The following is a 12,157-nucleotide window of genomic DNA, read 5'->3' as shown; positions in this document are numbered from 1 at the left end:
ACTCGGGCCGGTCCGGTGGTCCGGGCCTTCCGGCAACTCGACGTAACTCTCCGGTCCGGTACCCTCGCTGGCGTGACGGACGGGAAGATGCCCCTGCGGGCCATAGTCGCGACCACCGCGTCGAAGACTGCGGCCGCGCTCTCCAGGGCCGCGGGACGCGGCGACGGTTCGGTGATCGGCGGCTGGATCGGCCTCAAGATCGATCCGGATCTGCTGGCCCACCTCGCGTCCGGCCGTGCCGTCGCGCTCGTGTCCGGCACCAACGGCAAGACCACCACCACGCGGCTGACCGCCGCCGCGGTCGGCGTGCTCGGCCGGGTCGCCACCAACTCCTACGGCGCGAACATGCCCACCGGGCACACCTCCGCGCTGGCCAAGGAGGGGCACACCCCGTTCGCGGTGCTGGAGACCGACGAGCACTACCTGCCCCAGGTGATCGAGGCCACCCGTCCCAAGGTGGTGGCGCTGCTCAACCTCTCCCGCGACCAGCTCGACCGGGCCAAGGAGGTGGCGATGATGGCGCAGTTGTGGAAGACCGCGCTCGCCGGCCACCCCGAGATCCGCGTGGTCGCCAACGCCGACGACCCGCTGGTCGTCTGGGCGGCCGCCGCCAGCCCGCAGACCACCTGGTTCAGCGCCGGTCAGCGCTGGCAGGACGACTCGTCCGTCTGCCCGGAGAGCGGCCACCCGATCGAGCGCGCCGGCGGTGACTGGTGGTGCGTCGGCTGCCCGCTGCGCCGCCCCACCCCGCAGTGGGTGGTCGAGGAGGACGGCGTCATCGACCCGCGCGGCGACTGGCACCTGGTCAAGCTGCAGCTCCCCGGCAAGGTCAACCTGGGCAACGCGGCCACCGCGCTCGCGGTGGCCGGTGAGTTCGGGGTCCGCCCGATCGAGGCGCTGCCCCGGCTCTCCCGGGTGACCTCCATCGCCGGCCGCTACGCGCAGGTCGACCGCGACGGGCGCAACATCCGGCTGCTGCTCGCGAAGAACCCGGCGAGCTGGCTGGAGGCCTTCGACATGGCCGACCAGGCGCCGACCCTGCTCTCCATCAACGCGCGGGACCCCGACGGGCTGGACACGTCCTGGCTGTGGGACGTCGACTTCTCCCCGCTGCGGGACCGTCCGGTGCTGATCACCGGTGACCGGGCGTACGACCTGGCCGTCCGGCTCCAGGTGAACCAGGTGCCGTTCCAGCACGTACACACCTTCGACGAGGCGCTGGCGCAGGTGCCGCCGGGCCGTCTCGAGGTGATCGCCAACTACACGGCGTTCCAGGACATCCGAGCGGTACTGGACCGCGTCAACTGATCCGGTCCGCTACGGGAAGACGGAGTTCTCGATCATGAACGACAGCACGCTGCGGATCGTCTGGATCTACCCCGATCTGCTGTCGACGTACGGCGACCGGGGCAACATGCTGATCCTGGCCCACCGGGCCGCCGCTCGTGGCATCCCGGTGGAGACCTACGAGGTCCGCTCGGACATGCAGATGCCGACCACCGCCGACATCTACCTGATCGGTGGCGGTGAGGACGGCCCGCAGGCGCTCGCCGCCCAGCGTCTGATCGCCGACGGCGGCCTGAACCGGGCGGTCGCCCAGGGCGCGTCGGTTCTGGCCATCTGCGCGGGTTATCAGCTTTTCGGTCATTCGTTCTTCGCCAAGGGGACGAAATGTGGCGGGCTCGGCCTGCTCGACATCACCTCGGACCGGGGTGAGACCCGGGCGGTCGGCGAGCTGCGCGGCGACATCGACCCGCGGCTCGGGCTGCCCCCGCTGACCGGTTTCGAGAACCACGGCGGCCGCACCCACCTGGGCGCACACGCCGCGCCGCTGGCCCGCGTGACGGGTGGCATCGGCAACGACGGCCAGACCGAGGGCGCCTGGTACGGGAAGATCATCGGGACCTACTCTCACGGTCCGGCGTTGGCTCGCAACCCAGCGCTAGCCGATCTGCTACTGCGTTGGTCCACCGGCGCGGATAGGCTTGCGCCCCTTGACGACACCTGGGCCGAGCGGCTCCGGGGGGAACGGCTCACCGCCGGTCTCCCCGCCTGACGACGAAGACGAGCTCGGAACAGATCAGCACGACCTTGTCCTGAATCGACGACAGTTGGGGCGGTTGGCCTGCATGACCGACAAACCTGAACTCTCCACGGGCACCCTTCTCCCCGCGGACTCTCAGGCTGCGCCGACCAGCCGCAAGCGCCGTTTCCTCCGGTTCGGCGTGCTCACCCTGGTCATCGCCGGTCTCGCCGCGGCCGCCGCCCTGCTCCCGCTCCGGGAGATCGGTGACGCGGTCGTCGCCCTGGGCCCGGGCGCCGCCGTCGCGGTCGCCGTCCTCGGCGGTCTGCTGCTGTCGGTCCTGGTGCCGCGCACCGCGGTCACCGTGGCCTGCGGCGCCCTGCTCGGCGCCGCCACGGGTGCGATCGCCGCGCTGGCCGCCGCCGTGATCGCCGCCACCGCCACCTACTATCTGGGCCGCTGGGCCGGCCGGGGCGTCCTGCAGGCCCGGGCCGGTGGCCGCCTGGCCCGCCTGGACGGCTGGCTGAACCGTCGCGGCCTCGCCGCCGTGCTGCTGGTCCGCTTCCTGCCGCTGGCCCCGTTCGGCCTGGTCGGCTACGCCTACGGCACGACCAGCGTCTGCCGCAAGCGTTACCTGCTCGGCACCACGATCGCCGCCATCCCGTCCACGGTCACCTACGCCGTGATCGGTGCCGCGGTGGTCTCCCCCGGCCGGATGAGCCCCATCACTGTCGCTCCCGCGATCATCAGCTTCATCCTCTCCACCGCGATCATCCTCCGCTGGCGCCAGACGTCCCGCCGCGCCGCCACCCCCGCCGTGGCCCCCACCCCGGCAGTGGCCCCCACCCCGGCGTGACCCACAGCCCGGCGTGACCCACAGCCCGGCGTGACCCACGCTCCGGGCTTGACCCACCCCGGCACGACTCGCGTGACGCAGCAGGCGTGACCCGCAGCCCGTCGGCCCGCAACCAGCACCGTCCGCCCAGCCGTCTCCGCGAGCCCGCGCACAGCTGGCACTCACGGCTGCCACGCGCAACCAGAACAACCGTGAACACCAGCCGACGGCGCGCGGCTGGCACTCAGGGCTGTCATGCATGACGCGGACGACCGTGGGCACCAGCCGGGAACGGTGCGTCGCGCGGCGAGCGGGACCTGGAGCGGACGTGACCGGAGGGGCGCGGCGGGACGGTGCTCACGCCGTACCGAAGCAGGTGGTGAAGCTTTGGGTTGAGCGTGAGCATCCCGCCCACGGTGAGCACCGTCAGACGACGACGCTGACCAGGCGGCCCTTCACCACGATGACCTTCTTCGGGGTCTTGTCACCCAGCACCTCGGCGACGGCAGCCAGCGCCTGGGCCCGCACCTCGTCCTCCGGGGTGTCCGGGGAGACCTCGACCCGACCGCGGACCTTGCCGTTGACCTGCACCGGGTACGTGATCGAGTCGGCCACCAGCTGCGCCGGGTCGGCGACCGGGAAGTCGGCGTAGGCCAGCGTGCCCTCGTGGCCCAGCTTGCCCCACAGCTCCTCGGCCAGGTGCGGCGCGAACGGCGACAGCATCAGCACCAGCGGCTCGACCGCCTCGCGCGAGACCGTCGGCAGCGGGGTCAGCGTGTTGGTCAGCTCGATCAGCTTGGCGATCGCGGTGTTGAACCGCAGCTCGTCCATGTCCTCGCGGACGCCGGCGATGACCCGGTGCAGCACCTTGCGGGACTTCGGGTCCAGCTCGCCGTCGATCGCCCGGGTCGCGCCGGTCTCCTCGTCGACGACCAGGCGCCAGACGCGCTGCAGGAAGCGCTGGGAGCCGACGACGGCACGGGTCTCCCAGGGGCGGGAGACGTCCAGCGGGCCCATCGCCATCTCGTACACCCGGAACGTGTCGGCGCCGTACTGCTCGCACATCTCGTCGGGGGTGACGACGTTCTTCAGCGACTTGCCCATCTTGCCGTAGCTGCGGGTCACCTGCTGATCGCCGTAGTAGTACTTGCCGTCGCGCTCGGCGACCTCCTCGGCCGGGACGTAGAAGCCCCGGGCGTCCTGGAACGCGTACGCCTGGATGTAGCCCTGGTTGAACAGCTTCCGGAACGGCTCGAAGCTGGAGACGTGGCCCAGGTCGAACAGGACCTTGTGCCAGAAGCGGGCGTACAGCAGGTGCAGGACGGCGTGCTCGACGCCGCCGACGTACAGGTCGACGCCACCACAGTCGCCGGTCTTGCGCGGGCCCATCCAGTAGGCCTCGTTCTCCGGGTCGACCAGCGCCTTGTCGTTGTGCGGGTCCAGGTAGCGCAGCTCGTACCAGCAGGAGCCGGCCCACTGCGGCATGGTGTTGGTCTCGCGGGTGTACGTCTTCAGCCCGTCACCCAGGTCCAGCTCGACCTGCACCCAGTCCTTCTTGCGGGACAGCGGGGTCTCCGGCTCGGTGTCCGCGTCGTCCGGGTCGAAGGTGCGCGGCGAGAAGTCGTCGACGTCGGGCAGCTCGACCGGCAGCATCGACTCGGGCAGCGCGACGGGCAGGCCGGTCTCGTCGTAGACGATCGGGAACGGCTCGCCCCAGTACCGCTGGCGGCTGAACAGCCAGTCGCGCAGCCGGTAGGTCGTGGCGCCCTGACCGAAGCCCTTCTCCTCCAGCCAGGCGATCATCGCGGCCTTGGCCTCGGTCTTGTTCAGCCCATCCAAACTGAACCCGGATTCAGGATCGGCGGAGTTGATCGCCTTGCCGTCGCCCGTCCAGGCACCCTCGACATCCTCAGGCGCTTCGACGGTACGGACGATGGGCAGCTCGAAGACGGTGGCGAACTCGTAGTCGCGCTCGTCGTGAGCCGGGACCGCCATGATCGCGCCGGTACCGTAGCCGGCCAGCACGTAGTCGGCGATGAAGACCGGCACGCGCTCGCCGTTGACCGGGTTGGTCGCGTACGCCCCGGTGAAAACGCCCGTCTTCACCTTGCCGTCGGCGGTCCGCTCCTCCTCGGTCTTCGCGGCGGCCGCGGCCCGGTAGGCGGCGACGGCCTCGGCGGGAGTCGCGGCGCCACCGGTCCACTTCTCGTGGGTGCCCTCCGGCCAGGCGGCGGGCACGATCCCGGAGACCAGCTCGTGCTCCGGCGCCAGCACCATGTACGTCGCGCCGAACAGCGTGTCCGGGCGGGTGGTGAAGACCCGGATGTGCGTCTCACCCATCGGGAAGTCGACGTGCGCGCCTTGGGAACGGCCGATCCAGTTGCGCTGCATCAGCTTGACCGGCTCCGGCCAGTCCAGGGTGTCCAGGTCTTCGACCAGGCGATCCCCGTACGCCGTGATGCGCATCATCCACTGCTTCAGGCTGCGCTGGAACACGGGGAAGTTGCCGCGCTCGGACCGGCCGTCGGGCGTGACCTCCTCATTGGCCAGCACGGTGCCCAGGCCGGGGCACCAGTTGACCGGGGCCTCGGACACGTAGGCCAGGCGGTGGTCGTCGATCAGCTTGCGCCGCTCGACAGCGGACAGGTCCTTCCACGGCGTGCCCGGTGCCGGCCGGGTGCCGGTCTCGAACTCGGTGATCAGCTCGCTGATCGGCCGGGCCTTCCTCAGCTCCGGGTCGAACCAGGAGTTGAAGACCTGCAGGAAGATCCACTGAGTCCAGCGGTAGTACTCCGGGTCGGTGGTGGAGAACGACCGGCGCTCGTCGTAGGCCAGGCCCAGGCGGCGCAGCTGCTCGCGGTACCGCTCGACGTTCGCGGCGGTGGTCACCGCGGGGTGGGTGCCGGTCTGCACCGCGTACTGCTCGGCGGGCAGGCCGAAGGCGTCGAAGCCCATCGGGTGCAGCACGTTGTAGCCGGCCATCCGCTTGTAGCGGGTGTAGCTGTCGGTGCCGATGTAACCCAGCGGGTGCCCGACGTGCAGGCCGGCGCCGGACGGGTACGGGAACATGTCCTGCACGTGCAGCTTCGGCGCACCGGCGCGCGGATGCTCCGGGTCGGCCAGCTCACCGACCGGGTTCGGCGCGTGGAACGTCCCGTTCTCCGCCCAGAAGCGCTGCCAGCGCAGCTCGATCTCGCCGGCCAGCGCGGCGGTGTAGCGGAACGGGTTCTCGGTCTCGCTCATTGTCAACACCATCTCGTCTAAGTCAGTGGGCCGGGGTCACGCGTCCAGGGCACAAAAAAGCCCCTCACGCAGGAGGGGACGCCGTGCTGTCACCGGGCCGGAATCAACACCCGGGGGATCAGCACGGCCGGCTAAGGAGCAGAACACGCCGAGCCATGCGCGCCATGGTACCCGGCCGCCATCACACACGGCGACCGGTATGCCTTTCGAGAACGAACTGTTCCGGATCCCGATCACTGTCGGTAGATGGACCGTGTTCGTCCGGTTTCCAGAAAACCCCGGTCGTTCCGGCCTTTCGGAGCGGTGTGCCAACGGAGATAACCTGTCAGGAACGGGCGGCGAGCGCCGGAGGCCCACGGCCGCTGGGCGCCCGCAACCTTGGGGTGCCCTGACACAGTGGGTGATCCACTTGCGCGGGTACGTATCACTTGGAGGAAAGCCCGTGACTACGCCGACCTGGGGCGAGCCGACAGGCCCGCTGACGAGCGCCGAGTTCCACGCCGCGACACAGGCCATCATGACCAACATCGAGCAGGTCATCGAGGGCAAGAGCGCGACCGTGCGGCTGGCCGTCGCGGTCCTGCTCGCCGAGGGCCACCTGCTGATCGAGGACGTGCCGGGCGTGGGCAAGACGAAACTCGCCAAGGCGCTCGCCCGCTCGATCGACTGCTCGGTGCGCCGGATCCAGTTCACCCCCGACCTGCTGCCCAGCGATGTCACCGGGGTGAGCGTCTACAACCAGGAGACCCGGGACTTCGAGTTCAAGCCGGGCGCCGTCTTCGCCAACCTGGTGGTCGGCGACGAGATCAACCGGGCCTCGCCGAAGACCCAGTCCGCGCTCCTGGAGTGCATGGAGGAGCGGCAGGTCACCGTCGACGGGACCACGTACGAGCTGCAGGCCCCGTTCATGGTGGTCGCCACGCAGAACCCGATCGAGATGGAGGGGACCTACCCGCTGCCGGAGGCGCAGCGCGACCGGTTCACCGCCCGGATCGCGATGGGCTACCCGGACCCCCGGGCCGAGCTCGCCATGCTGAGCGGCCACGGTGACCACGACCCGCTCAACGACCTGCGCGCGGTGGCCGACGCCGCGATGGTCCGCCGGCTGATCGAGACGGCTCGCGCGGTGCACGCCGCCGACGCCGTCCAGCAGTACGCGATCGCCCTGGTCACCGCGACCCGGGAGGCGCCGGAGATCCGGCTCGGCGCGTCGCCGCGGTCCACCCTGCAGCTGATCCGCACCGCGAAGGCGGTCGCGGCGCTCGAGGGCCGTGACTACGTGCTCCCCGACGACCTGCAGGCGCTGGCCGTGCCGGTGCTCGCCCACCGGATCATCCCGACCGCCGACGCGCAGCTCAACCGGCGGACCACCGACACGATCGTCTCCGAGATCGTGCACCGGCTGCCGATCCCGCACGCGAACCGGAACCCGTACGACACCCGCGCCGCGGGCGGCGGCACACAATACGAGTCCCGGGGGCGATGACCATGCGGGAGGCGCTGCGGGGTCTCACCACGCGCGGCCGCTCGTTCCTGGCCGCCGCGATCGCCGCCGGCATCTCGGCGCTCATCCTCGGTGAGCGTGACCTGCTGCGGGTCGCCGTGCTCCTGGCCGCTCTGCCGTTGCTGGCCGCGGTGTATGTCGGCCGGAGCCGGTACAAACTGGCGTGCACCCGCTCGCTGGAGCCGGGCCGCGCCCCGGTCGGCTCCAGCGCGCGGGTGATCCTGCGCCTGCAGAACCTGTCCCGGCTGCCCACCGGCACCATGCTCCTGGAGGACCGGCTGCCGTACGCACTGGGCAGCCGCCCGCGCGTGGTGCTGGAACGCCTCGGCGCCCACCAGGCCAGCTCGGTGGCGTACACGGTGCGTGCCGACGTGCGCGGCCGGTACCCGATCGGCCCGCTGGTGATCCGGCTGACCGACCCGTTCGGGCTCTGCGAGCTGACCCGCTCGTTCCCCAGCGTCGACCAGCTCACCGTGATCCCGCAGGTCGTCCCGCTCCCCCGGGTCCGGCTCGCCGGGGAGTATGCGGGCGCCGGTGACAGCCGGGCCCGCTCGGTCGCGGTGCACGGCGAGGACGACGCGGCCACCCGGGAATACCGGCGCGGCGACGACCTGCGGCGGGTGCACTGGCGCTCCACCGCCCGTACCGGCGAATTGATGGTCCGTCGTGAGGAACAGCCCTGGGAGAGCCGGGCCACGGTGGTGCTCGACACCCGCGCCCAGGCGCATCGCGGCGAGGGGCCGACGGCCAGCTTCGAATGGGCCGTCTCGGCGGCCGCCAGCGTCGCGGTGCACCTGCGCGAGGCCGGCTACAAGGTGCGGCTGGTGACCGGCACCGGGGTGGACATCGACGGTTCCGAGAGTGGCGGGGAGGGTCTGATCCTGGACGCGCTGGCAGACGTGAAGACCGCCTCCACCGCGGACGTGTCGCTCCTGGTCGAGAACGTGCGGCGGCGCTCCGACGGCGGCCTGGTGATCGGCCTGTTCGGCTCGCTCACCACCGCCGAGGCGCACCTGCTCAGCCAGCTCCGCGGCAACGGGGCGACCTGCGTCGGCTTCGCCATCGACAGTACGACGTGGGTCTCGATGACGGCCGGTGACCGGCAGGAGTCCGACCGGGAGCACGCGGCCGCGTCACTGGCGCTGGTCCGCAGCGGCTGGCGGTCGGTGCGGGTGTCCCACGGCGAGACGCTGCCCGCCCTGTGGCCCACCGTGGGCCGCGGGTCGCAGGGCTTCGCCTATCGCGCGGCGATGGCCGAGACCGTGAGCGGGGTGCACCGATGACCGGGCGCCGTCGTCTCGGGCTGGTCGCGGCCGGCGCCACGCTGCTCTCCGCCGCGCCCCTCGCGACGATCTTCGACAAGTGGACCTGGCTGCTCCAGGTCATCCTGACCGTGGCGATGATCGCCGGGGCCGGCGTGCTCACCCGCACGCTGCGTTTCCCCAGCTGGGCGCAGGCGCTCGGGATGATCGTCGCCATGCTCGTCACGCTCACCTGGATCTTCCCGAGCGGGCACGAGCTGCTGGTGCCGACCCCGGCCACGATCGCCCACTTCGGTGAGCTGATCCAGCAGGCCGGGGAGGACACCCGGTCGTACGCGGTGCCGGTGCCCGACCGGGACGGCCTGCTCTTCGTCGCGGCCCTCGGCATCGGCGTCGTGGCCATCGTGGTGGACCTGCTGACCGCGGTGTTCCGGCGGCCGGCCCTGGCCGGGCTGCCGATGCTGGCGATCTACTCCATCCCGGTGGCGGTCTACCTGGACAGCGTGCCGGTCACCCCGTTCATCGTCGGCGCCTGCGGCTACCTGTGGCTGCTGGTCGCCGACAACGTGGACCGGGTGCGCCGCTTCGGCCGCCGCTTCACCGGCGACGGGCGGGACGTGGACGTCTGGGAGCCGTCGCCGCTGGCCGCCGCCGGGCGCCGGCTCGGCGTGGTCGGCGTGCTGGTCGCGGTGCTACTGCCGCTGGCCGTGCCGACCGTCAGCGGTGGCCTGCTGTCGCAGCTCACGCAGAACGGCCCCGGGATCGGCGGCGGAGGCGGGGGCGGCAACGGGAAGATCAACCTGTTCGCCTCGCTCAGCGGCCAGCTCTCCCAGAACACCACGGTCACGCTGCTGAAGGTGAGCACGAACGAGAAGAACCCGTTCTACCTGCGGTTCGGAGTCGCCGACCAGCTCACCGCGGAGGGCTTCGGCAACCAGCCGCCGAACGGGAACACGCTCAACCGGGGCAGCCTGCCGGACCCGCGGCGGGAGGGCACCACCAACCAGACGACGTTCCAGCAGTTCCACGCCGACGTCGAGGTCACCGACGGGCTGCGGCAGAGCCTGGCCCCGCTGTACTCGTACCCGGTCGGGATCAGCGATCTCGCCGGCACGTGGGCGTACGACGGGAACCAGCAGGTGCTCTACTCCAACCGGAGCACCACCAACAAGCAGAAGTACTCGATCGACTACCTCCGCCCGCAGTACACCCCGGACGAGCTGCGGACCGCCCTGGCCCTCGGGCGCGACGACCCGATCCGCCGGGCGTACACGGCCGTTCCGGACAACGCCTACGTGAACGAGCAGGTCGCGAAACTGACCCGGGGCAAGTCCACGGACTACGACAAGGTCCGCGCGATCTACGACTCGTTCTCGAAGAAGTACGGGTTCTCGTACAGCCTGTCCACCCAGTCCACCGGGAACCTCTCCGAGATCGAGGCGTTCCTCAAGAACAAGGTCGGCTACTGCCAGCAGTACGCCGCGGCGATGGCGTGGATGGTGCGGGCCGCCGGAATCCCGGCCCGGGTCGCGTTCGGCTTCACCCGGGGCACCCCGGAGGACGGTGACACGTACGTGATCACCAACCGCAACGCGCACGCCTGGACCGAGGTCTACCTGCAGGGCTTCGGCTGGGTTCCGTTCGACGCGACCCCGTCCGTCTCGGTCACCGGCGCCTCCCGGCCCGACTGGGCGCCGGACGTCGACCGGACCACGGCGCCGACCGCCACCGCGCCGACCGCCGCGGCGCCCGGCGTCAGCAGCTCCGCCTCGGCCGCCCCGAACCAGCGGCCCGACAAGGCCGGCGACCTCAACGACTCGTCCGCCCTCGGCACCGTCACCACCGACGAAGACAACTGGACCGGTCTGCTGATCTTCGGCCTGATCGCCACGCTGATCGCGTTGCTGCTGGTCCCGGCACTGCGCCGGGTCCTGCTCCGCCGCCAGCGGCACGCGGCGACAGCCGGCCCGCCGCCCGCGGTGATCGACCCGTCCACCCCCGGCCCGGCCGGCACGGTCACCGGGATCACCGTGACCACCGAGACGGCCCAGGCCCGCGAGGACGCCCACGCCGCGTGGGACGAGCTGATCGACACGATGGTCGACTTCCAGATCGCTGTCGACCCGACCGAGACGCCACGGCTCACCGCACAACGGCTCATCCGGGAAACGGTCCTCACCGACCAGCCGGCCACCGCGGCGGAACTGCTCGGCACCGCCGAGGAACGGGCCCGCTACGCCCGGCAGCCGATGCAGGGCGCGGAACTGGCCGCGGCTCTTCGCCAGGTCCGGTCCGGGATGTCGCGCTCCGCGAACACCCGGGTCCGGCTGCGGGCGGCTCTTCTCCCGCCGTCGATCATGCTCAGCTGGCGTCTCGGGCTCGCCGAGGCGGGCACCCGGGCGATGGAGTGGTCGGGGCGCTTCGGGGAATGGGTGACACGGTTCAATCCGCGGCGTCTGGTGAATCGGGCTCGCTGATCGGTGGGTGAGGGCGTCGTCCCGTCGGGGCGGCGCCCTCACCGTCCTGTTCCTCAGCCCGGGCCCGGCCATCAGTCGCGACCCCGTTTGGTCGCCGTGCTCGCCAGGCACTGGCTCCGCCGCCACCTCACGACCGCTTTTGATCGCCGTGCTCGCCAGGCACCGCCCGCCGCTGGCCACGGACCCGGCCGCCACTCACGACCGCTTCCGGCCACCCTGCTCACCAGGCACCGCCCGCCGCTGGCCACGGACCCGGCCGCCACTTGCTGCCCGTGGCGATTGCGGTCCTTCGCAGGTACGCCGTGCGCACGCCAGCCGAACGGCACCCCAGCTCGGCTGGTGCTCACGGTTCTTATGAAGCCCGGATACAACCCTCAGCACCAGCCCGAGCGCTTCGGCTGGCACTCACGGCTGCATCAACCGCCCGATACAACCCTCAGCACCAGCCCGAGCGCTTCGGCTGGCGCTCATGGCTGTATCGGTCACCCGAACGCGTGGAGGCACGCCGCGCAAGGCGACGCCGGAACGCCGGGGCAGCGTGGCAGCACGTCCGGGCGGGCGACGGCGGGCGGGAGCGGGGTGGCAAGAGGACGCACGGGTGGCGCGGTGCCGGCGGCGCGGCAACAGGTGGCGCGGTGCCGGCGGCGCGGCAACAGGTAGCGCGGTGGCGCGGCGTGCGACAGACCGCGCGGGCGGCGCGGTGGCGGCGGGCGCGGAGCGGTGCGGCAACAGGACGCGCGGGCCGCACAGAGCGGCGGGCGCGAGCGGCGGGGCGACAGACCGCGCGGGTGGCGCGGTGGGGGCGGGGCGACG

The 12,157-nt window shown here is 71.5% G+C and carries 7 protein-coding genes; 6 read left to right on the top strand and 1 reads right to left on the bottom strand.

Translation table 11 applies throughout. The annotated features are described in order from the left end of the window. Positions 1 to 87: 87 nt before the first annotated feature. The 3 genes from Acy02nite_RS05840 (at position 88) to Acy02nite_RS05830 (ending at position 2,879) form a co-directional block, all read left to right on the top strand. A complete protein-coding gene (locus tag Acy02nite_RS05840; RefSeq protein ID WP_203738865.1) occupies positions 88 to 1,308 on the top strand; it encodes a Mur ligase family protein in 1,221 nt (406 codons plus the stop codon). A 34-nt stretch (positions 1,309 to 1,342) separates the two neighbouring features. After that, positions 1,343 to 2,056: a type 1 glutamine amidotransferase gene (locus Acy02nite_RS05835; protein ID WP_203738742.1), complete on the top strand. Its 714-nt coding sequence runs from the start codon at positions 1,343 to 1,345 to the stop codon at positions 2,054 to 2,056. A 73-nt stretch (positions 2,057 to 2,129) separates the two neighbouring features. Then, positions 2,130 to 2,879: a TVP38/TMEM64 family protein gene (locus Acy02nite_RS05830; protein ID WP_203738741.1), complete on the top strand. Its 750-nt coding sequence runs from the start codon at positions 2,130 to 2,132 to the stop codon at positions 2,877 to 2,879. Between the two features lie 405 nt (positions 2,880 to 3,284). Here Acy02nite_RS05830 and leuS read toward each other — a convergent pair whose 3' ends face one another. Then, positions 3,285 to 6,101: a leucine--tRNA ligase gene (leuS, locus tag Acy02nite_RS05825; protein ID WP_203738740.1), complete on the bottom strand. Its 2,817-nt coding sequence runs from the start codon at positions 6,099 to 6,101 to the stop codon at positions 3,285 to 3,287. Positions 6,102 to 6,543: 442 nt separating this feature from the next. Here leuS and Acy02nite_RS05820 point away from each other — a divergent pair, with 442 nt between their 5' ends. From Acy02nite_RS05820 to Acy02nite_RS05810, 3 genes are read left to right on the top strand one after another with little or no spacing between them, the layout of a single operon-like run. Beyond that, positions 6,544 to 7,587 carry an AAA family ATPase gene (locus Acy02nite_RS05820; protein WP_203738739.1) on the top strand — a complete coding sequence of 348 codons (1,044 nt, stop codon included), beginning with the start codon at positions 6,544 to 6,546 and terminating at the stop codon, positions 7,585 to 7,587. A 2-nt stretch (positions 7,588 to 7,589) separates the two neighbouring features. After that, on the top strand, positions 7,590 to 8,888 hold the full coding sequence (locus tag Acy02nite_RS05815; RefSeq protein WP_203738864.1) for a DUF58 domain-containing protein: 1,299 nt from the start codon (positions 7,590 to 7,592) through the stop codon (positions 8,886 to 8,888). Beyond that, complete coding sequence (locus Acy02nite_RS05810) at positions 8,885 to 11,344, top strand: transglutaminase TgpA family protein (protein WP_203738738.1); 2,460 nt, start codon at positions 8,885 to 8,887, stop codon at positions 11,342 to 11,344. Before Acy02nite_RS05815 ends, Acy02nite_RS05810 begins: the two co-directional genes overlap by 4 nt. Positions 11,345 to 12,157 lie beyond the last annotated feature (813 nt).

Source organism: Actinoplanes cyaneus, from assembly GCF_016862095.1.
GTDB lineage: Bacteria > Actinomycetota > Actinomycetes > Mycobacteriales > Micromonosporaceae > Actinoplanes > Actinoplanes cyaneus.
This window is presented reverse-complemented; position numbering and strand designations above follow the sequence as displayed.